We start from the raw sequence: 21,333 nt of genomic DNA, 5'->3' as shown, positions 1-21,333 counted from the left end.
TACATGGAATCCTTCTACAACTTACCATTGCTATAGAGGTTGTTTATCCAGCCTGAGGAAATGAATGCATATGCTGAGTGACCTGATACGCTTTTGGTATTTCTATGGCTCAAAATGATTGAGTAACGAAAGAAGGCAGATGCACGGATTGTTTTTAAGATCGGCGAAAGAATGAAGGCAGAACAAGCTAAAGTTATCCCACTTGGTATACGGAGTGAGAGATGGATATGACAATTGGTGATCTGATAAAATTTAATGAATTCCTTGATTCAACAATAGAGCCAAAGAATTTAGATGAGGAATTTATCAATCTAAGACAAACCGAACTGGAAGGGATATCAAAAAATTCCGATATTAAACATCGCCCACTTATTGCCTTAAGCTATGCAAAATTAATGGAATTGACCGTTTTTCTGGCTGGAAGATATGCTGATAATTGCCAAATTCAGGAATTCGGGGATCTGTCGGTTAACCCCAGACACATTGACGTATGCATCCTAAATACCGAATTAATTAAAGAAGATTATGGTATTACTGGTAGTATTCCTCTCTGGTTCAAGAAACAAGTAAAGGAATGCACTGGCAGCCAGTACTCTGAGGATCTGGGGAGAATGGTTGTTGCCCCGTCTTTGCTTTCTCAATTAGTTGAAAAAGGTTTACTGCTTAGAATAGTTAAAAAAGAAAGACACCGGAGATTAAGCGATCAGTTCCGGGGCTTCATTCAAAATGATGCTCAGTCTGTTTTTTCAAATTATGCTGATAAGTTTGAACCCACAACTCACAATCCGTTGAAAGAGCTTGGATATGGAGGCGTAAGGACCGTGTGTCTGGATGTTGCGGCCTGGCTTTCCGACAGCACAGTCTTGAATATAGTCAAAGATACTTTAAGAAACGATCTTATGAATTTGTTATGCAGAGTAATGTCAGACGATTACCTTAAATCAGTTGAGAAAAAATTCGAAAGGGCCCATAACTCTCTGGACTATGTAAATATGGGAAGGAAGAAGTTTGCCAATTTTCCTTATGACGAGGATATCCCGATAACAGAATGGGCTGATATCAATCGCGCTTTGTGCCATTTCACACTTGATGGTTATGTTATGGTTCAGTCGGAATTAGAAAGGAGCTTTTCTGATCCATTCTACAAAAGCCCTTTTCTGAATAGATTCCTGCCCCAGCCAGAGAATAAAACACGGATTGTAAAAATATCACAAAATTGCCGGTCGCAAGTGGCATAATACAGAACTATTCAAATTCCCCGCTTTATAAAAATTAAAAGGACCATTCAGCTATATGCCAAATGGTCCTTTAACTTTTGGAAGGTCAACTCTCTGGTCAACCGCTGGCTAACCAAAGTGCTTTTGATCTAGGTAGATCATGCAGATTGCAGATTCGGACTGCTAACCTTCGAGCACTCCCTAGTGCTTATGTTCAGGGTAATAGACTTCCAACGCTTTGACACTTGCTTCCAGCTCCTTAACTACTGCTATATCGGCATTTTGCTTGGCTTTCATGGCGTTGACAATCACTGCATGGTGACGTTTGAGACGTTCCACATAATCCTTTTGAGACGCTTTGACCCGCTGAGTAAGAAAGTAATCCGAGTTGGTGGAAATAATGCGCTGAGCATGACTTTCCTTATTCATCACCCAGCGTGTGAACTGCTGCCGGGACTGAACGTCAGTCTCATCTGCCAAGTCCACTAGCATAGTTACGGCTTTTCTCACTGTTTCCACATCTTCAAGCATTGATTTGACGCGGGCATTGTCATCATAGATACCGCAAGGAACCTGGCAGTGGGCTGCCGAGAGAGTCGGCAATAAAATCAAAAATGCCAGAATGGATATACCGCTAATAGTTTTACGCAACATGGTGATTCTCCTTGTTAAAGATTAGGAATTTGATAATCCATACCATATATTCATTTACGAAGAAAAAGATTTCTGACGCATATATCAAACCAACTAAAAGGGCCTTACGTTGATACAACGCAAGGCCTCTTTTCAACAGTCTCCACTGAATCTCTTGATAAAATTTCTGTCTATATAGTCCTTTATCCAGAAAGCGGACGGACCGCTGATACTTATACCACTTTTGTGAAGTATGCCTTTCCCGTCCCAGCAGAGCTTTCCACCAATACATGTGTCGGGCAAAGATTAGCTCCTGGATTGGCTGCCTGAGGATCAAGTTAATCTTTTACCTTATTTTTAGAGCAAGGAAACAAGGAAGTCAGATATAAGAAACTTATTGCCGCTGTATCTTGTCGCAGAAAAGCTCACATGTTAAAAAGGTACGAATAATTAGAAGTGGGCAAAAGATGTCGTCCACTTTCATATGATACTGGAGGATTAGATGGACAAATTTCGTATTGAAAAAGATAGCCTCGGGGATGTCAAAGTCCCATCCGACAAGCTTTGGGGAGCGCAAACCCAAAGGAGTATTAAGTATTTCAGCATTAGCAGCGAGTTGATTCCGCGCGAAATGATAAACGCATATTCCTACCTCAAAAAAGGTTCCGCCCTTGCCAACCATGCTGATGGACTACTCCCCGAAGACTTGAAAGACCTTATTTGCAAGGTCTGTGACGAAATCCTTGCCGGAATACATGACGACATGTTCCCCCTTCATGTGTGGATGACCGGCAGCGGTACACAATTCAATATGAATGTGAACGAAGTAATAGCCAACCGCTGTTCACAGATAGAGGGATATCCCTTGGGATCAAAAGTTCCTGTTCATCCCAACGACCATGTGAACATGTCTCAGTCTACTAATGACAACTTTCCCAGTGCTATGTGCATAGCCGCTGCTATCGGCATAAATCAAGACCTCCTCCCTGCACTTGAAGAGCTGCACGGTGCCCTTGAACAAAAAGTCGAAGATTGGAAGGATATCATAAAAATAGGCCGCACTCACATGCAGGATGCCACTCCAATTACGCTTGGGCAGGAATTTTCAGGATATGCTGGTATGCTTAAAGATAACGCCGAACGCGTCAGACAGGCTACTTCGGGTGTTTATCGCCTTGCTCTGGGCGGCACGGCTGTAGGGACCGGTATAAACGCAGCCCCGGGATTCGATGTTGCTGCCGCCGAGAATATTGCAAAACTCACCGGTCTGCCCTTCATTACCGCACCTAACAAATTCGTTGTTCAGGGGGCACACGATGATTTGGTTCAGCTTTCAGGAGCAATGCGCACCCTGGCTGCTTCTTTATACAAAATAGCTAATGATATACGAATTCTGTCATGCGGTCCAAGAGCGGGCTTTTACGAATTGATAATTCCTTCCAACGAGCCGGGTTCATCCATCATGCCCGGGAAAGTCAATCCTACTCAATGCGAGGCACTGGCCATGGCCGCAGTTCAAGCCATGTCAAACGATGTAGCTGTCGGCATGGGCGGTGCCAGTGGCTATCTTGAAATGAATGTATACAAGCCACTGATCATTCACAATATTTGCCAAACAATTCGTATCTTGTCGGGGGCTATGCGCAACTTCAAGAGATTTTTGGTGGACGGCATGAAACCGAATAAAAAAGTGATCCAGCAATATGTAGAACGCTCTCTCATGTTGGTTACAGCCCTCTCTCCTGTGGTCGGTTATGATAAGGCATCGCAGATAGCACACCATGCCATGGAGAATGACCTGTCGTTAAAACAAGCAGCACTGGAACTTAATTTCATCAGTGAAGAAGAATTCGACCGAGTCGTAGTGCCGAGCAAAATGACTCACCCTCACGAGATCGATAGATAGAGTATAAGGCACATGGCAGTACAGTTCACTTAGTCGTAAATAAGCCCGGATCATATGATCCGGGCTTATTTACGACTAACTTGCTCCCTGATTTAAACAGAAGAATATACACATTTTTTGCCATATCATCGGTATGGTATACTTCTTCTGTACAGTTACAGAGCTATTTTCAATTCCACCCCAAACTGGTCTAAGCACCCTTTAAGGATTCGGATCAGTCTCCTTGGACGGGCTGATCCGAATCAACTTGCCATCGGATTCATCGGTAAGCACATAGAGATATCCGTCCGGCCCCTGGCGAACGTCACGCACCCTTTGACCGATACGGATGATTTCCTCACCTTGTACACGCCCGGCATCATTAAGAATGATACGCCGCACGCTTTGATCCCGAAGTCCTCCGGCAAACAGGTCGCCCTTCCAGTCCGGAAAAAGATCTCCAGTGTAGAGGGCAAGACCCGACGGAGCAATGCCATTCATCCAGACTAGCTCCGGATCAATTTTCCCGGGCAAAGTGGTATAGGGAGAGATTTCGAGAGAGCCAAGATACTCCTTGCTGAAGGTTACCTTCGGCCAGCCATAGTTACCGCCTGGCTGAATGCGATTTAATTCATCCCCGCCTAACGCTCCATGTTCGCTGGCCCATATCATTTTCCGAATCGAGTCATAGACTAAACCTTGAATATTTCGATGTCCCATGCTGTAGACTTCAGGAAGGGCTGCATCAGCAGGAAAGGCTCCCTCCACGGGACGACCCTCGGCATCAAATCTAAGCACCTTACCCAAATGACTCTTGCCGTCCTGAGCCAGATTTCGACTCAAAGTGCCGCCCACCATCACAGGCGGATTGCCGCCATCTCCAATGCTCATAAGGAAAGTACCATCCGGCAGCCAAACCAACCGTGAACCGAAATGCTGACTGCCAACCTTATTCTGCGAGACTCGAAACAATTCCTTCACATCGACAAATCGCTTACCGTCAAGTCGTGCCCGCATCAAAGTTGTACGATTGGAAAGTCTGGTACCGGTGGCTGCGGTAAAATATACAAAACCGTTTTCCGAAAAATCTGGATGAAGAGAAATATCTAGCAGCCCGCCCTGCCCGCTACTCAATACCTCAGGCACGCCAGTGACTTCTCTAGTACGGATGCTCCCATCAGCATTAAGATGACGGACCGCCCCCTCTCGCTGAGTAACCAGCATAGATCCGTCAGGCAGCCACACCATGCCCCAAGGATGATCCAGACCGTCAGCTATGATATTTTTGTGGAACAACTTTGCAGACGAAACAGCCTCGGGCGACATAAATGGACTAGCATAAACAGGATTACAAAGAAGGAAAGTCAAAAACATAACAAGCAATATACGCATAATTTCCACCTGTTTAGTAAAAAATGAAACTCGAAACATTCTCACCCGACCGCCATTTTATAAAAACTGCAGCCCTTTGAACACTCATCATGCACATTAACTAAAGATTCGTAAAAGCCATTAATGCTTGTGCTCAGGATAGTATTCTTCCAAGGCCTTAATACTCGCCTTTAGCTTCTTTACGGTCGCCATATCTGCATGTTGCTTGGCTTTCATGGCGTTAACAATCACCGCATGGGACCTGACAATGAGCTGCTGCCAGAGCCGGCAATAGAATCAAAAATGCCAGAATAGATATACCGCTAATGGTTTTACGCAACATGGAGATTCTCCTTGTTATATATTTGGAATTTGACAATCCATACCATATATTCATTTACGAAGACAAAGATTTCTGACGCACAAATCAAACCAATTAAAAAGGCCTTACGTTGATACAACGTAAGGCCTCTTTTTAACAGTCTCCACTGAATCTCTTGATAAATTTTCTGTCTATATAGTCCTTGATCCAGAAAGCGGGCGGGCCGCTGAAACTTAAACCGTTTTTGTGCAATATGCCTTTCCCGCCCCCGGCATTGAAGATAAGTAAATAGGAACCGTCCGGTTCGAATGCGCTCAGACTCTTGCCTTCAAGCTGCGCCCGTACATTATGGACTAGCACGGGATTCTGACGAACCGCATAGACGCCAACTTTATCAAGTGGACACGGCTCAAACCAGATACAATCACCTCCACCGAAAACTTCCGGATGGGAAACGCTTTGCAGATAGCGGTTAACCTTAAGGCCGCCATCATCTCCGGTTGCGATACCCGAGGTGGCGAAGACTTTTGAAGGTTTCACACCCAAAGCCAAAAAAATAATGTCCTGATCATAGCGCTGTCCATTTTGCAACACGATACAGCCACTTGCCACACGTTCCACATAACTGCCCTGAATAACATCGATACCACGTTTGTTCAGACTTTTGAGCGCAAGTATGCGCACCCTGTCCGGCTGATTACGCAGAAAAGCACTACCCGTAAAAATCCGGACCTCAGCACCGAAACAGGCCTGCCCTCTGGACGCTACCCAGGCATTGCAAGCTACTTCGAAAGCCGCGGGCCCGCCTCCGCATACACCGATGCGCACCGGACGTTCCGAGGCAATCTCCTGAATTCTGATGCGGGCTTGTAAAAGATTTTGTATGGGTTTTACGGGATAAATATCTGTGCTGTCTTCGTCCACAAGACCGCTGGGAACAAAGCTGCCGAGATTGCAGGAAAGTACATCGTAAGGGACTTCCTGACCATCTTCAAGAATGACAAGGCGCTTGTGCGGATCTATGCGCGAAACCCTGCCGGAAACGAAAACCCCGCCTCTGCTTTCCACCATGGACTTCACAGGAAAACTGATTTCATCTGAACGGTAATCGCCACCGAGCATTCCCGGCCCCATTCCCGAATAATAGTGCCTGTCATCCGGACTGATCACTGTAACATGGTGACCATCCGCAACGATATCCGGAATAGCCTCCATGAGTTGCATGTGCGCGTGGCCCGCTCCGGCAAGGACAAGTTCTCCCATTATTTCTCCCGATAGAATTAGTTTTGATTATACGTCAGGACCTTCACTTTTTATATGTAGAGTAAGCGGCAACATAGTGTCTATAAATGCATCGGGGAATGACAAAAGAAATATTTTTAAAGTGGGAGGAGCTCAAAATTACGTAGAAAAGCCCCACTCCCCCGAACTCATCCACCAACCTCATGACCTACACCTCCTTCCTCGCTCACTTCATATACGCGAACCTTGTTGCTACGCGGAAACTCCTGCTTCAGAAGCTTCTTTAACAACTTTTTCAGCCCCTTGAAGTCTGTCGAAAATGTATCTTTTGTAAAACCGTCCTGACGTACTGAAAACAAATCATCCGTCTTGCGCAGGATAACAACTGAGCGGTCCCGTTTATAAGTCCGCAGATCAAGCCCCTTACCGACCGGGAGTTTCCTCAGTTTGCGCAGAATCGTTTCTATAGCTGAAGCCTTATCAATCATCTTAGAACATTAAGAGGCGGGAGATGCACTGTCAATTCAAGGTCGTTGACTGTTATCCAGCACCAATAACACTCAAGCTATATTTTAATATATAAAATAATTATTTATAAGCCATGACGTATTAAACTGATCAACCTTTTAAAGAATCGAGTTTACTGGACGTTTATTATGTCTTATTATTATATTTAACATCGGAGTAAATACATTAGAGCCAGTCATGAAAAAAAACATTATCCTTATTCTGATAGCAATCGTATGCGTTGCGGCGGTTTTATGGGGTTCTTTTACTCCCCAACAGAAACCGGCAAGGATTGGAATCCTGTTGTTCACTGATCTTAATATCCCAACTCTGAAAGGGTTCAAGGACGGCCTGAGTGACCTTGACTACATAGAAGGAGAAAACATCAAATACATATTTCATGGTTCGGCACCGACCAAAAAAGATCTCGAAAAATACATGACCAGAATCCTTGATGACGCTCCTGATCTTATCTTCTCTTCACCTACGCCTTCAACTCTGGTCGCAAAAAAGATGACTTCTGCCAGCAAAATACCAGTTGTCTTTGCACCTGTTAACGACCCTGTTTCCGCCGGCATAGTGAAAACCACCAAATCTCCTGAAGCCAACATCACGGGAGTACGTCTGTCTGCCAGCGATGGTCTCAGGCTGGCTTCCCTAACCGAGGTTGTGCCGGGTATCCGAAAAGTATTCATACCATACAGCCCGGAAGATGAGAGTTCCCGGGCAAGCTTGCGGATGCTGGAAAAAGCTGCCGCCAAACTTGGAATCATTCTGGTGAAAAAACCGTTTTATACAAATACTGATATACTCAAAGATCGTGAATATGTACCGCATGGCATAGACGCAATTCTCCTGCCACGTGAAGGCCTGGTCATGTCCAGGATTCACTCATTTGTGGAAATTTGTCTGGATAGAAAACTTCCCCTGTCCTCTCCCCGCTACAAACAGGTCGAACAAGGGGCTCTAACAGGTTACGGATTCAACGGCTATGAAGTCGGTAAGCAGGCTGCCCGGCTTGCCCACAGAATTTTATCAGGAACTCCGATTTCTGAACTCCCAGTGGAAACTTCAGAGGACTATCTTTTCATTAACCTCAAAACCGCTGCCGCAATCGGCATTAAAATCAATGATGCTGCTCTTCGTCAGGCCCATAACATAGTTCGCTGACGCAGGATGAGCCATGAAACCACTTTATTCCATTTTATTAAGATCTTATATAACAGTAAGTCTTATACCCTTGCTTATACTGGGGGCCTTTCTCTCATTCTGGATTTATGATGAGCAGGTCGCTGCATCAACAATGTATGAGAAGGGCAAGGCCAGTCACGTAGCTTTGCTGGTTAAACAGCAATTTTCCATTCTTGAAGACAAACTCGCGGATCTTAATCATTACAGAGAATTAAGCGAGCTGAATGATAAACAAACAAAGCAGCTTCTCAGAGAATTTATATCCAGAACACCCATGGTCCGATCTTTAATGATTCTTGACCCGACAGGTAAAGCCGAATCCGGTTCTTTCTCTGACAGAATATATACCGACGGCAGCACCAGTGAACATACTACTGCTGTTTTTAAGAAAGTTATTTCATTAAAAATGGTATGCTACGGCCCAACGCACAATGCTCCACTGTCAGGAATTCCCCTTATAACCGTGGGAACCCCTTTATTTGACAGATACACCGGAAAGATAAGTCTGGTAGTTATTGCAGATTTATCATTAAGCGCGATATGGGACCAGGTGACAAAGGACAACGACCCGATAAAAGGACATATTTTATGGACAGATATGGATGGAAGGATTCTAGCCCACCCCAACCCTTCTGCGGTTCTGACTGAAGTCCGTCTTAAAAACTTACAGGACAGACTGCGCAGAGACCTTGATGGAAATCTGGTTATAAGTGCTAATTCGGTATTCAACCTGGGGGGCAGAAGCTACAGGATTATTTCGGAAACAGATGCGTTGACAGCATTGAAACCGGCGATAAGTTCAACAGGTACAGCACTTATGGTCACAATGCTTGCAGCAGCACTTGTCGCTATAGCAACACTGCGAAGCACTAGGAGAATCAGCAAACCGGTAAAAAGTTTGACCGAAAAATCGAGAATAATAAAAGAAAAAGGCTATTTCACAAAAACAACCGTCACCGGATTTAAAGAAATCGAAGAATTATCGTCAGCCTTCAATTCCATGACCTTTAATCTTCAGAGTACGCTGGAAGAACTGCAGGAAAGTGAGGAACGGTTCCGAACTCTTCATAATGCATCTTTCGGTGCGATAGCTATCCATGATCACGGAATGATAGTGGACTGTAATCAGGGGTTGGCTGAAATCTCAGGTTTCGAACTGAAAGAGCTGATAGGATCAGATCTGGCATTACTAATGGATGAAGGTTCCCGCCCTCTGGTCAGGGGCAACTTTTCCGAAATCTTCAATGAACCAGTTGAAGGACATGGGCTCCGGAAAGACGGAACCGTGTACCCGGTCCAGATGCAAGCTAAAAAGATACCTTCCAAGGGTCGCATGATTGAAGTGATTGAGTTCAGAGATATTACCGCCCGGAAACATGCCGAAGAATTCATGATCCAGAATGAAAAGATGATGTCCGTAGGAGGACTGGCTGCGGGGATGGCCCATGAAATCAACAATCCTTTGGCCGCTATCATAGGTAGTGTCCAGAATCTGCAGAACAGGTTGCTGAAAGAGACCACGAGAAACACCGAGACTGCGGGCGAACTGGGAATAGAATTCAGGGATATTTCAAGCTATATCAAAGCCAGAGACTGTGACAAGATCGTCAGTACGATTTATGATTCCAGTAACCGGGCAGCTAAAATAGTTAAAGATATGCTGAGCTTCAGTCGCAAAAATGATCATATTTTTGCAAAAGTTAACCTTGGTGATCTTATGGACAGAACTATCAGTCTGGTAAGCAACGACTATGATCTCAAAAAAAACTACGACTTCAGAAAAATCAGAATTAAGCGCAACTACGATCCTGAAGCATATGATATCCTGTGCTGCCCGAACCAGATTCAACAGGTGTTCTTTAATCTTATTTCAAATTCCGCTCACGCAATGGCAGAAAAAATATATAGCGAGGGCGGCCCCTGTATTACAATTAAAAGATTTGACTCAGAAGGTATGGGCATTATTGAAGTGGAGGACAACGGCCCGGGACTTGATGAAGAGTCCAGAAAAAGGATCTTTGAACCTTTCTTCTCCACTAAACCTCCGGGAGAAGGAACCGGCCTTGGGTTATCCATATCCTATTTCATAATTGTAAAGCAGCACTCCGGGTCTATCGAAGTAAGCTCAACACCGGGAGAATATACCAGATTTACAATCAGACTGCCTATTTCGCATTAGTCAACTCCGTCATTAAGGCTGAAATAATTCATCACAAAATATGTTTAAGCCAAAACAAAAATCACTCAACCGGAACCAGAACTCTTATCGTATCCGGAAGCCTCTTAGCTTTTGAAAAGTTCACTATCCTTATCAGAGCGGTCTCAGTCACTTCGGTTCCCTCCGCCATTATATGCACTTCGTCAGTACTCCAAAGGGCTTCATCGAGTATCATTCCGATCTGCAGCTCCGTAAGGGCAAGTTCCCGGCGGACAAACCCTTCCTCCCCGGCTGTACCTCTCTCAAGGATATCAACCATCTTGGCATCGTAAGTCTCCGCCCTGCTCCTGAGAACATCAATAGCATCCTGCTTTTCCAGACCATTTTGGATGAGTGAGTCATAATCCAGGCAGACTTTGAGAATACGCGACTCTGTAGGCTGGGTAGGATTCCTGGACAGGCTGTCATTCTGATGGAGTATTATATCCGAAACCTTGTCCATGCGCGGAATCTGAGACAGCAGACCGGCTGTAACAGATGGATGCATATCGAAAATCTGCTGCTCCTCTGATGTCAACTCCTCTCCATGGTAGACCTTTTCCAGAACAGTATCGGTCATCGTCACACAGCCGAGCTGGCTCAACATCGCGGCAAGGTCAAGGTGGAGAGTCTGTTTCAAATTCAGATTCTGTCCGATATACCCTGCAAGTCTCTTGACTCTCTCACTGCGCCCGAACGCCTCAGGATTAACCAGCCCCAGTATATCCGTAAGTACTTTGATGCTCCCACGCAAAGTTCCCCGAAGAAGTTCCCGCTCAGCTATGACCAGCGAATACTGTTTCAGGGCCACTTCCAGAGTCTGAATCATGATATCCATCGGAGTAGGTTTGGTCAGAAACCGAAAGACCGAACCTTCATTGACTGCCGAGATAGCCGATGTGACATCTGCATGTCCGGTAAGCATTATCCTTACGGTATCAGGAGAAATCTCCTGAACTTTGGTAAGAAAGGTGATCCCGTCCATATCCGGCATTTTGAGGTCAGACACGACTACAGCATAAGGACCGGAAGTTTTGATCTTTTCCAGACCTTCGACCGGTCCCAGGGCGGTTCCGACTTTATATCGTTTACGAAGAGAGGCTCTGAAGGTATCCAGAATATTCTGTTCATCATCAACAAAAAGGACTCTACGTTTATTCTTCATGCTCACTCCATTTTTCTTTGCAGGCATCTCTCCAGACATCAAGACGATCTTCCAGTCCTATTTCCGATAGATAATCGACATTTATAGTGGAAAACGAATACTCTTTAGAATAGTTCATTATTTCGTGCTGAAGAGTATTCGCCACGTGGCAAACAAGGGAATGGGTCAACCCCTTTCCAGCCTTTTCCGGAGAATGATGCCAGTTCACACCGGTTACAACACTGGAGTTGAATCCCCACAAACCCAGCAGGTATGCTCCCACCTCAGCATGCCCCACCCCAAGCATTTCCAGTTCACACAAGCCGACAGGCCCTCCTTTGCTTCTAACACAACTTAAAACAGGGTCATAGATTTCGTTCATTTTGGTAACAAAGATAAGCTTTCCCACATCATGAAGAATCCCGGAAAGGAAACACTCGTCTATAAAATCTTTGTCTTCACTTTCCATAGCAGCGATTGTCTTGGCGAAATAACCGGTCTGCATCGAATGGTCCCACAACTTGCTTACCGAGTAATCAGTAAAAGCGGCCATATCTATTTTACTCAAAAAAAGTGCACCAAGAACAAGCCCTTTAACGATTTCAGTACCCAAAAGGGCGACAGCACGAGCGGGGGAGGTTACTTTTCCATAGAAACCGAAGAAAGAGGAATTGACGACCTTCAACAATGTGGCAGTAACTCCGACATCCTTTTCAACAAGACTGCCTATCAATTTGATATCCGGCTCCGGAGCCTCAAGCTCCTTTTTCAATTGAATATAGAGGTCTGGCATTACAGGCAGGGAATTTACCCTTGCCACAACAGTCCTCACCTCATCATTAGAGAGGATTTCACTAAGATCCGTCACCCTCTGAATTGTCTTGATAATAACATCCGAACTGCACGGTTTACTCAGAAACTGATGGGCAACCCGGGTAACTTTCTGCAACGCCACAGGGTCGGAATAACCTGAAAGTATAATCCTGATGGCTCCCGGTTCACGTTCGGCCACTTCTGTCAGAAAATCCGCTCCATCCATTCCCGGCATGCGCATATCGGCCACAACAACGTCAAACTTTTTCTTCCCCAGCATCTGCAGGCCCTCAGCACCGCTATTGGCATAGTGACATTTCCACTCCTTGCGCTTGGCATGCATCATGGTCCTGATGCCGTCCAAAATTGCCTGCTCATCATCCACAAATAGAATATTCCGCTTCATATGAACCTCGTTAGTCATCAGCCAGTGGCAGACCTATAATAAAAGTTGTTCCTTTTCTCACTTCTGATTCAATATCAATTCTTCCGCCATGCCTTTCCACGACAATATCATGTACAATTGCCAACCCTTGACCTGTTCCCTTACCCACTTCCTTGGTGGTGAAAAACGGATCAAAAATCTTATCCTGTATCTCCTGCGGAATTCCGGTTCCTGTGTCAGCGATCTTTATGATCATCTCTCCATCACTCGCCAGAGTTGAAATGGTAATAATACCTTTATCCTCTGTACCTTCAACTGACTCCCTGATGGCGTGAGCAGCGTTGACGATAACATTCAGCAGCACCTGATTGATATCCCCGGGGAAACATTGCACAAGTGGTACATCACCAAAATCCTTCACAATCTCGGCAACATACTTCCATTCATTCTTTGAAACAATTATGGTGTTTTCCAATGCCTGATTAATATCCACCATCACCATTTCACCTGTTCCAGGATGCGCAAAATTCTTCATTGCTCTGACAATGGAAGCCACCCGTTCGGTTCCTTCAAGCGCTCTTGAACAAGCCTTTGGAATTTCCTCGACAACAAAATCAAGATCGGCGTCATCCTCAAGTTCTTCAATATTTTCGATCAGATCCTTGTGAAGTCCGGCTGCCCTGCATTTTTCGATAATTTCATTTTCCGCCTCCATAATTTCAAGGATATCAGCCACTGCTTCACGAACGAATCTGATGCTGTCTCCAACATACTGAATCGGTGTATTTATTTCATGGGCTATGCCTGAAGCAAGCTCTCCTACAGACTCAAGCTTCTGTGCTACATTCAGCCTGCGTTCAAGATTCTTCCTCTCGGTAATATTGAGGATAATGACCCCTATATGCTCTTTTCCCTGAACCTCCATGGGAACCAGATAGCGCGCAACAGGAAATGTATTACCTTCAGCATGGCGGGCCACACCTTCTATATACTTTCCTTTACCTATCGACTCCGGACACAGAAGATCCGCCATTGAATCGGAAAACTCCAAAAATAGCTTGGCACATGCCTGATTGGAGACCTGCCATGGAGTCAGCCCGAACATTTCATACACAACGCTGTTAGAACGAACGATTGTGTTATCGACCGGGTTGATTATAAAAAAAGCTGCACTAATTCCTTCAAGAAGAGATGAAATAAGCTTGCCATTCTCACGGGCTTCAATTTCAGCCTCACGTCTCTCCTTGATTTCAATAGAAAGCTGATTAGTTCTCATTTTCAGGTCATTTGTACGTTTTTCAACTTCCTGCTCAAGTTCGTCCCTCATGGCCTGCAGTTTTTTATGGGGAACCAGAAACAACTTCTTTCCAAGCCGTTGCACTACAATCACAACCAGAACCGTTCCCGCAATTAGAGCTGAAACCATTGCAATGATAAGATAGGTCACCCGCTCATTAACCTTTTTCCTGCTGACCGACTGCTGCAGAATAATATCGGAAAACCCTATTTCCGACTCTATGGTCATTGTCGGTTCCGGCACTTCCCCCACTGAAAGGATCTGTCTCCCGTCTGCCCGAAGGACAATGCGGACATCATCTTCCGCCTCAGGGAAATTATCATTCAGATCTATCGGGAAATACGCAGAAAGCACTCCTTTCCGAATCCCCTGATATTCAACAGGAACACTTAGCCGCCAGTAACAGCATGACGGTGCTCCCTCAAATGGTCCCAGAACCTCCACATCCTTATCCACCCGCCCCTGCAGTAGATCATTGAAATCATCCACAGGTCCGGCATCTTCGAAAAACCATTGGGAATAGATGTAGTCACCCTGAAAATCCTGCAATGAGAAAAGAGCTTCGCTTTTTAAGAAGGGAAGAGAATCCATAAGGTTTACGGTGTTCCTCTGCTGTCCCTCAGGGTCCATGACACCAGCAACAATCGCAGGTAATCTGGAATAGTCGTTAAGTATCATCAGCCGATCATCAAGAAAGGAAATTAAATGCTGAGTCCGCCCTTCAAGCTCAGTCTTAACGTGGGATGTCTGCATTCTGTACATTTCACCGCCGATGAAAAATACAATTACAAATACTCCACAAACTACCTGCAGGAAGAAAAAAGCCAATACAGAATAACTGAATACACGTGAGAATGAAGAATCCCGGCTACCTTTTTCACTCATACCAACACCTCTATTCTGCGTATTTAATGAACAAGAAGGATATTGCCCTCGCTGTTATATTTCCCGAACGTGTAACTTTCTTCATCAAGAGTCTCATGCGCATCTGTGTTTTCGGGGGAATAAGGCCTGAAAGGTCTGCAATAGACCTTAACCAGTCCGATAACAGGGTCTTTCAAATTCTGCAGTGCACTGCGTACATTTTCTTGATCACTGCCCATATCTCCTGCTGTAATCCTCCAGTGGCTGATTATCGGCAAGCGCTGCACTGAAGATAGATCATGCATAGCCTTGCAAGTTATTTTTCCCGGCCTGAACAGCAGCGGGGGCGGCTAACAAAAAAAACAGCATCAAAAGAATAACTTTCATCTTCACCAGGACAGCCTCCTGCATCGAACCGGTAAGGATGATTAAGATTAGCACAACAACACTTCAAAGTGTAATTGTTTTTACTCTTTCAAGGGATTGAAAAAATCCCCGAAAAGGTAAGAAACCTTTACGGGGATTTGTCAGGGCATTAACGATTATGCCATCCAAATTATTAAAATATCGAGCTAATGGCTGTCGGCCTTGGGTCTTCGACGCTCATTTGGCAACTCGAAAACAAGGGTAGTTGTTTTCTTTTCAAGTGTGTAATCCCTGCTTTCCTGCTCAGGCGGTATTTTCGTGTAGAAACGAACAAACCAACGCCCGGCCACATCTACAGGCAACTCAATTTTTCCACCGCTTATCTCTCGGCGGGGAATAAACATATCTTCCGGCTGGGTCGAAAACCCATTATATGTCGCATCCCAGTACCCTTTTCCCTTATAGGGTTTTCCGTCGGCATAAACCTGCATAATCAGCGTTTCACCTTTTTTCAAAGTATTCACATCACTGGATGGGACCAACTCCAGAGGCAGTCCTATTTTAGCAGGAAATACTGCTGATGGATTCTCACACACAACATAGGTTTTGGTCCACTGACTGCTGCGCAGACTGTAGTCAATCTTTGAAGCTTTATCGATAACCATGCTCATTGGTTTAATGGAATGCCTCTTACGGTCTTTCTTATCAAACCATGTTGTGAAAAAACCGGGATTTGTGGCGGCGGTAAGTACATATGTTCCAGGAGTATTATATTCGACAAGATAGGAATGAAGGGACTTCTCATCTCGTATGTCAATATTCGTCACCTCTAATTCAGGATTGATTATTTTTATGTACTGCAACTTTTTTCCACGTACTGCATCATCGACCGGAATGTGATGCCCATAACAGAAAAACAAGGGCGATTTTTTACCCTCCACCACTTCGTACCGACCCGCCTGAATATACAGAGAATGAGCAGAAGCGCCCGCTGGAACAATGAATGACAAAAGAATAAACAATGAAAACAGTTTTTTATACATCGAGATGTCTCCTTTTATGAATACAAACCGAACAAAGATATAGAAAACCATTTTCAAATTCAACACAATATTAAACCAATCAGATTGGGAAGTTCCACAAAATAAATCCATCGGGTGCAAACCTTTCTCAGAACTGGACTCGAAAAAAGAAAAAGGCCGACTACGCTAAGTCGGCCTTAATTTAAAGTCACATGGCTTAACACTGCTAAACTTCAGCAGGAGTCCTCTTTTTATCGAACTCCACAATAAAATAGACCAGAAGCCCACATGCAGCGATCTTTACCCAATCGAATAAATCAATCGGAGCACTTGAAAAAAGGCTGTTCATTACCGGGACGTAGGTGAAAAGGGCCTGAAAGATCATCATAGCGCAAAATCCACCGATAACCCAGTTGTTGGTTGTTATGCCCAGTTCAAATGGAGAGCGGCTGAATGATCTTGCGTTGAAGAGGTAAAAACCCTCAACAACTACAAAGACATTCACAGCCATGGTCCGCGCCTTTTCTATACTTGCCCCGTTTAGCAGTTCCCACTTGAAAAGGCCGTAGGCACAAATCAAAAGCATCACACTTACAATTCCCACTCTTCGAAGAATTATCTTATCCAGAATGGGACGGTCAGGATCACGGGGCTGCTGCTCCATTATTCCCGGTTCTTTTGGTTCAAAAGCCAGCATCATGCCCAGAAATGCTGCAGTAGTCATGTTGATCCATAGAATCTGGACGGGTAAAATAGGCAGAGTCGCACCGAAAAGGATAGCTGTCAGAATAACCAGCCCTTCACCGGCATTGGTGGGCAGAGTCCAGGCGATAAATTTAACTAAGTTCGCAAAGACCCCGCGGCCTTCTTCAACCGCAGCTTCGATAGTTGCAAAGTTATCATCGGTGAGAACCATATCCGCAGCTTCCTTGGCAACTTCGGTTCCGGTAATCCCCATTGCGATTCCTATGTCTGCCTGCTTCAGAGCCGGAGCATCGTTAACCCCGTCTCCAGTCATGGCGCAGACATGCCCTCTTTTCTGAAGAGCCATCACAAGACGCAGCTTCTGTTCCGGAGAGACTCGCGCGAAAACGGGAATTCCCGCAACCCTGTCGGTAAGTTCACTGTCACTGATCTCAGCAATTTCCTTTCCGGTCATAACCGGGCAGTCTTCTCCGATTGTGCAGTCACCGCCACGCAGACCCAGCCGGAATCCTATGGCTTCAGCGGTCAAAGCATGGTCTCCGGTAATCATTTTGACTTTGACCCCGGCGTTCTGGCAGGCCGCAATAGCTGCCTTGGCTTCCTCTCTCGGAGGATCAATCATTCCCTGAAGGCCCACAAAAGTCATGCCCAGACAGGCTTCAGCCCGGACCACCCCGCCATCCGGCGGCAACTCTTTCATGGCAAAAGCAAGAACGCGCAATCCCTTGGCCGCCATTTCATGCTGAGCCTTGACGATGGCATCAAGATCCACCTTACCTTTCTCGCCTGAAGCCAGCATTGCATCGGCGCAGCATTCAACTACTTTCTCCACGGCCCCTTTCATATAAGCAACACGGGATTCACCGTGATCGTGGACTGTGGCCATATACTGCCATTCCGATTCAAAGGGCAATTCATCAACCCTATTGAAATCGGCATTTTCCTTTTCCCTGTTCATCCCGAATTTTGCAGCGGATACTATGAGAGCTCCTTCGGTAGGGTCTCCCTCTACAAGACTGCGTCCGTCTTTATTGATTATTTTAGCGTCATTGCAGATCAGTCCGGCACGAAGACACTCTTCAAGTGCTTTATTGGAAGATTTACCCCCTCCTTTTTCAGTTACCTCACCTTCAAAACCGTATCCGCTTCCGGAAACTTCGTATAAAAGATCCCCGCTCATTATCTCCTGTACCGTCATCTGGTTCTCAGTGAGAGTACCGGTTTTATCAGAGCAGATGACTGTGGTTCCGCCCAATGTTTCAACAGCGGGGAGCTTACGAATGATCGCCTTTCTCTCTGCCATACGGGATACCCCGAGAGCCAGAATAATGGTTACCGCTGCAGGAAGTCCCTCGGGAATAGCGCCTACTGCCAAAGCTACAGCTGCCATGAACATCTCATTGGCGGGTTCAGAACGCATAAGTCCGAAAACAAAAGACGCCGCCGCCATCACCAGAATGGCGATAAGAAGCATATGACTGAAGCGGGTGATCTTTTTTGTCAGCGGAGTTTCTAGTTCATCCGCTGAGTCAATAAGCCCTGATATCCGGCCTATCTCAGTCTTATTTCCGGTAGCAACAACTACCCCACGCCCCTGACCGTAACTGACCAGCGTTCCGGCGTATCCCATTGAAGTGCGTTCTGCTAATACTGTGTCTTTTGCCTGTGTCCCAGTGCCTTTTTCAACGGAAAGGGATTCTCCGGTAAGAGTAGACTCGTCTATCCGTAATTCTTTACTTACCAGAATTTTTAAATCTGCCGGGACCTTGTCACCGGATCTTAAAATCACGATATCGCCGGGAACAACTTCTGCCGCCGGAATCCGCACAGCCTCACCGGCTCTTAGCACCGTTGCCTCGGTACTCATGCTTGAAGAAAGTGATTCAAGCGCCTTAACAGCCTTGGACTCCTGTAGATATCCAACCACTGCATTAACAAGGACGACACCGAGAATGACCAGTGAATCAACCCACTCACCTAAATATGCGGTGACAAGGCCCGCAACTATCAAGATGTACACCAGCGGCTGGTGAAACTGCAGAATGAATCTTTCCAGGTCGCTCTTTCCCTTTTTGCCGGAAATTACATTTTCTCCGAAATTCTTCAGCCGTTGACTGGCTTCGAACTCATCCAGCCCTTTTTCCGCATCAACATCCAGAAATGAAGGCACCTCATCTGTTTTCATATGATGCCAATGCTTATCTAGTAATGTTTCCATATCTTCTCCTGATTTATCAGTGTATTAAATCCAAACTAAAAATATGATTCAAATGATAAACTGGAATAATGGGGAGCTGCTGTCAATATTTTTTTCAACATTTCACCTGAATACGATGTTTTGCTAAAAATTGCCGGAACTCATGACAAGCAGTGCTGACCTCGAAGATAGGACTCCTGAACAAAAAATACCCCGGCAGAAAACTGGCGGGGTAAATTTTCAGGCTTAAGCCGAGCAACAATGCCGGGCTTTCCTTTTGCTCTATTTATTCAACTTTAAGTATATCGGTTCTGCTCAGGATAATCGAGCGGCAACAGAATTTATCTGAAATATTTATTCATTGAAAATAAGTTGTCCTCCCATAAGCGATACAAAAAGGGCTTATTTGAAAACTGAACTTGACCGACCTTAATCTACAATTTAACATCCATATGTACAAGATATTGCACCACGAACAACATATTGTCAAGAAGAGCGTTATATGAATCAAATAGGTAGTGCTATTGCACATAATTTAAAAAGTATAAGAGAAGGGCGTAAGCTCAGCCTCGATCAACTCTCCAATCTGACCGGAGTAAGCAAAAGCATGCTCCGCCAGATCGAGAATGGTAAATCCAGCCCGACCATTGCCACCATTTGGAAAATAGCCAACGGACTTCGTGTTTCTTTCACTGCTCTGCTACGCAAACCAGATGTTGAAGTTGAAGTGAAATCTTTCACTGCAGAAAAACCGCTGGAAGAAAAAGACGGACACTACCGCCTTTACCCTCTTATCCCCTTCGATCCCGAAAGGGCTTTTGAAACATATTATGTTGAAATTGACCCGGAAACCATCTTTCATGGTGAACCGCATGAAGGAAACGTCCATGAATATATCTTCGTAAAAAGCGGAAGAATTCAGATGACCATCGAAGAAAAAGAACTGACTATTGAAGAAGATCAATTCCTTCAATTTCAGGCGAACTGCCCGCATGAATATAAAAACATCGGCCAAGACACCGCGAAGATAATCATGCAGATAAGTTATGGGGCATAATCTTTATCCTGCAAGCTCCTTATTCAATCTGAATTTATCCTTGGCTGAATGATGGCCAACATTTATCCCAGACAGCAGCTATATAAACTCTACCTTCCAAGCCAAATGTGATTTTTAATAATCACCCTCCGTAAAGCTATAAGCGCCGATGAGAGCATCAGCTTTTTGAGGCAAGAAGCTGGTACTCACTTATCTCAATTTCTATTCGCCCCGGAGTTTTCCCTGCACCAGGCTTTCGCAACTTTTCAAATATCTTGGAATGTTTACCTTGTCATCAGACTCAAAGTTGTCGACATTGCCTCCAGACAAGGACCAGAAATTCAAAGCGAGAACCCTGACATAATCCTTGCACCGCCCACCATTGAAACTTAATTCTATTTGAATTGACCTTTTTATTAAATTCAACTTGACCTGAAGCACAAAAATTAATAGTAATAGTTACCAACAAGATTAACAGAAGGAGATAAATATGCAGGACAAAGTACTTCAGGCTATGAAAGAAGCAGGCAAACCGGTTCGCCCCGGTGATGTGGCTAAGGCAATCAACGAAGAATCCAAAGAGGTCTCAAAAGCTATCAAGAAGCTGAGAGAAGAGGGAAAGGTTCACAGCCCTAAACGCTGCTATTACGAGCCCTGCTAATATCTGACTGACAGGTTTTCAGTCTTGAAGACTGGAAATATGGTGAGGGAATTGAACTATTTTCCCTCGCCATATTATTGTAGACACTGAATTAAAGACCACAGCTTAAACAGATAAATTAAGACTCTGTTTCCTCGGGGATCAAGCGGGCGGACAGTTCCCCCCGTATGGCTATATCAATAGAAAGCCTGATTTTTGATATCCAAATCTTTTTCTAACATTACACGAAAAAGATGTTGACGGGCAGGACCGCCGTGAATATTGTGGTTTTACGTTCT

At 45.0% G+C, this 21,333-nt stretch carries 17 protein-coding genes; 6 read left to right on the top strand and 11 right to left on the bottom strand.

Annotated features, from left to right (window positions below; translation table 11 throughout):
* Positions 1-221 precede the first annotated feature (221 nt).
* Positions 222-1,238 carry a hypothetical protein gene (locus ACZ5PW_RS06145; protein WP_464558964.1) on the top strand — a complete coding sequence of 339 codons (1,017 nt, stop codon included), beginning with the start codon at positions 222-224 and terminating at the stop codon, positions 1,236-1,238.
* A gap of 180 nt (positions 1,239-1,418) precedes the next feature.
* Here ACZ5PW_RS06145 and ACZ5PW_RS06140 read toward each other — a convergent pair whose 3' ends face one another.
* Entirely contained in the window at positions 1,419-1,871 is a 453-nt protein-coding gene (locus ACZ5PW_RS06140; RefSeq protein WP_464558962.1) for a superoxide dismutase, Ni, read from the bottom strand.
* A gap of 481 nt (positions 1,872-2,352) precedes the next feature.
* Between ACZ5PW_RS06140 and fumC the strand changes: the two genes are divergently transcribed.
* Complete coding sequence (fumC, locus tag ACZ5PW_RS06135) at positions 2,353-3,756, top strand: class II fumarate hydratase (protein ID WP_464558960.1); 1,404 nt, start codon at positions 2,353-2,355, stop codon at positions 3,754-3,756.
* Between the two features lie 201 nt (positions 3,757-3,957).
* On the opposite strand, the gene ACZ5PW_RS06130 is transcribed toward fumC, so the two are convergent.
* The 4 genes from ACZ5PW_RS06130 to ACZ5PW_RS06115 all read right to left on the bottom strand — a co-directional run bounded on the left by ACZ5PW_RS06130 (position 3,958) and on the right by ACZ5PW_RS06115 (position 7,158).
* A complete protein-coding gene (locus ACZ5PW_RS06130; RefSeq protein ID WP_464558958.1) occupies positions 3,958-5,127 on the bottom strand; it encodes a PQQ-dependent sugar dehydrogenase in 1,170 nt (389 codons plus the stop codon).
* 120 nt (positions 5,128-5,247) lie between these two features.
* Positions 5,248-5,343 (bottom strand): hypothetical protein, encoded by a 96-nt coding sequence (locus tag ACZ5PW_RS06125; protein WP_464558956.1) that lies wholly within the window; start codon positions 5,341-5,343, stop codon positions 5,248-5,250.
* A 238-nt stretch (positions 5,344-5,581) separates the two neighbouring features.
* On the bottom strand, positions 5,582-6,691 hold the full coding sequence (locus tag ACZ5PW_RS06120; protein ID WP_464558954.1) for an NAD(P)/FAD-dependent oxidoreductase: 1,110 nt from the start codon (positions 6,689-6,691) through the stop codon (positions 5,582-5,584).
* Positions 6,692-6,858: 167 nt separating this feature from the next.
* On the bottom strand, positions 6,859-7,158 hold the full coding sequence (locus ACZ5PW_RS06115) for a hypothetical protein (RefSeq protein ID WP_464558952.1): 300 nt from the start codon (positions 7,156-7,158) through the stop codon (positions 6,859-6,861).
* A 217-nt stretch (positions 7,159-7,375) separates the two neighbouring features.
* Here ACZ5PW_RS06115 and ACZ5PW_RS06110 point away from each other — a divergent pair, with 217 nt between their 5' ends.
* Positions 7,376-8,347 carry an ABC transporter substrate-binding protein gene (locus tag ACZ5PW_RS06110; RefSeq protein WP_464558950.1) on the top strand — a complete coding sequence of 324 codons (972 nt, stop codon included), beginning with the start codon at positions 7,376-7,378 and terminating at the stop codon, positions 8,345-8,347.
* A 13-nt stretch (positions 8,348-8,360) separates the two neighbouring features.
* The gene (locus tag ACZ5PW_RS06105) at positions 8,361-10,547 is read left to right on the top strand and encodes a sensor histidine kinase (RefSeq protein ID WP_464558948.1); all 2,187 of its coding nucleotides are present in this window, start codon (positions 8,361-8,363) and stop codon (positions 10,545-10,547) included.
* 61 nt (positions 10,548-10,608) lie between these two features.
* Here the strand turns inward: ACZ5PW_RS06105 and ACZ5PW_RS06100 are convergent, their stop codons facing one another.
* The 6 genes from ACZ5PW_RS06100 to ACZ5PW_RS06075 all read right to left on the bottom strand — a co-directional run bounded on the left by ACZ5PW_RS06100 (position 10,609) and on the right by ACZ5PW_RS06075 (position 19,379).
* Positions 10,609-11,730 carry an HD domain-containing phosphohydrolase gene (locus tag ACZ5PW_RS06100; RefSeq protein ID WP_464558946.1) on the bottom strand — a complete coding sequence of 374 codons (1,122 nt, stop codon included), beginning with the start codon at positions 11,728-11,730 and terminating at the stop codon, positions 10,609-10,611.
* Entirely contained in the window at positions 11,720-12,928 is a 1,209-nt protein-coding gene (locus ACZ5PW_RS06095; protein ID WP_464558944.1) for an HDOD domain-containing protein, read from the bottom strand. The genes ACZ5PW_RS06100 and ACZ5PW_RS06095 overlap by 11 nt, the downstream gene beginning before the upstream one ends.
* A 10-nt stretch (positions 12,929-12,938) precedes the next feature.
* On the bottom strand, positions 12,939-15,089 hold the full coding sequence (locus ACZ5PW_RS06090; RefSeq protein ID WP_464558942.1) for a PAS domain-containing sensor histidine kinase: 2,151 nt from the start codon (positions 15,087-15,089) through the stop codon (positions 12,939-12,941).
* Positions 15,090-15,112: 23 nt separating this feature from the next.
* Entirely contained in the window at positions 15,113-15,307 is a 195-nt protein-coding gene (locus tag ACZ5PW_RS06085) for a hypothetical protein (RefSeq protein ID WP_464558940.1), read from the bottom strand.
* Between the two features lie 333 nt (positions 15,308-15,640).
* Complete coding sequence (locus ACZ5PW_RS06080) at positions 15,641-16,588, bottom strand: DUF4198 domain-containing protein (RefSeq protein ID WP_464558938.1); 948 nt, start codon at positions 16,586-16,588, stop codon at positions 15,641-15,643.
* 94 nt (positions 16,589-16,682) lie between these two features.
* The gene (locus ACZ5PW_RS06075; RefSeq protein WP_464558936.1) at positions 16,683-19,379 is read right to left on the bottom strand and encodes a cation-transporting P-type ATPase; all 2,697 of its coding nucleotides are present in this window, start codon (positions 19,377-19,379) and stop codon (positions 16,683-16,685) included.
* Between the two features lie 481 nt (positions 19,380-19,860).
* On the opposite strand from ACZ5PW_RS06075, the gene ACZ5PW_RS06070 reads away from it, so the two are divergent.
* On the top strand, positions 19,861-20,415 hold the full coding sequence (locus ACZ5PW_RS06070) for a helix-turn-helix domain-containing protein (RefSeq protein ID WP_464558934.1): 555 nt from the start codon (positions 19,861-19,863) through the stop codon (positions 20,413-20,415).
* Between the two features lie 469 nt (positions 20,416-20,884).
* Positions 20,885-21,055: a transcriptional regulator gene (locus tag ACZ5PW_RS06065; protein ID WP_464558932.1), complete on the top strand. Its 171-nt coding sequence runs from the start codon at positions 20,885-20,887 to the stop codon at positions 21,053-21,055.
* Positions 21,056-21,333 lie beyond the last annotated feature (278 nt).

It is taken from the genome of Maridesulfovibrio salinus (genome assembly GCF_055394525.1).
Note: the sequence above shows the minus strand (reverse complement) of the source record. Positions and strands in the feature narration are given on the sequence as shown.

Bases quoted from the DNA above. Each gene is read 5' to 3' on its own strand.
- ACZ5PW_RS06145 (WP_464558964.1), top strand. From the start codon at position 222: ATGGATATGACAATTGGTGATCTGATAAAATTTAATGAATTCCTTGAT.
- ACZ5PW_RS06140 (WP_464558962.1), bottom strand. From the start codon at position 1,871: ATGTTGCGTAAAACTATTAGCGGTATATCCATTCTGGCATTTTTGATT.
- fumC (WP_464558960.1), top strand. From the start codon at position 2,353: ATGGACAAATTTCGTATTGAAAAAGATAGCCTCGGGGATGTCAAAGTC.
- ACZ5PW_RS06130 (WP_464558958.1), bottom strand. From the start codon at position 5,127: ATGCGTATATTGCTTGTTATGTTTTTGACTTTCCTTCTTTGTAATCCT.
- ACZ5PW_RS06125 (WP_464558956.1), bottom strand. From the start codon at position 5,343: ATGAAAGCCAAGCAACATGCAGATATGGCGACCGTAAAGAAGCTAAAG.
- ACZ5PW_RS06120 (WP_464558954.1), bottom strand. From the start codon at position 6,691: ATGGGAGAACTTGTCCTTGCCGGAGCGGGCCACGCGCACATGCAACTC.
- ACZ5PW_RS06115 (WP_464558952.1), bottom strand. From the start codon at position 7,158: ATGATTGATAAGGCTTCAGCTATAGAAACGATTCTGCGCAAACTGAGG.
- ACZ5PW_RS06110 (WP_464558950.1), top strand. From the start codon at position 7,376: ATGAAAAAAAACATTATCCTTATTCTGATAGCAATCGTATGCGTTGCG.
- ACZ5PW_RS06105 (WP_464558948.1), top strand. From the start codon at position 8,361: ATGAAACCACTTTATTCCATTTTATTAAGATCTTATATAACAGTAAGT.
- ACZ5PW_RS06100 (WP_464558946.1), bottom strand. From the start codon at position 11,730: ATGAAGAATAAACGTAGAGTCCTTTTTGTTGATGATGAACAGAATATT.
- ACZ5PW_RS06095 (WP_464558944.1), bottom strand. From the start codon at position 12,928: ATGAAGCGGAATATTCTATTTGTGGATGATGAGCAGGCAATTTTGGAC.
- ACZ5PW_RS06090 (WP_464558942.1), bottom strand. From the start codon at position 15,089: ATGAGTGAAAAAGGTAGCCGGGATTCTTCATTCTCACGTGTATTCAGT.
- ACZ5PW_RS06085 (WP_464558940.1), bottom strand. From the start codon at position 15,307: ATGGGCAGTGATCAAGAAAATGTACGCAGTGCACTGCAGAATTTGAAA.
- ACZ5PW_RS06080 (WP_464558938.1), bottom strand. From the start codon at position 16,588: ATGGATTTATTTTGTGGAACTTCCCAATCTGATTGGTTTAATATTGTG.
- ACZ5PW_RS06075 (WP_464558936.1), bottom strand. From the start codon at position 19,379: ATGGAAACATTACTAGATAAGCATTGGCATCATATGAAAACAGATGAG.
- ACZ5PW_RS06070 (WP_464558934.1), top strand. From the start codon at position 19,861: ATGAATCAAATAGGTAGTGCTATTGCACATAATTTAAAAAGTATAAGA.
- ACZ5PW_RS06065 (WP_464558932.1), top strand. From the start codon at position 20,885: ATGCAGGACAAAGTACTTCAGGCTATGAAAGAAGCAGGCAAACCGGTT.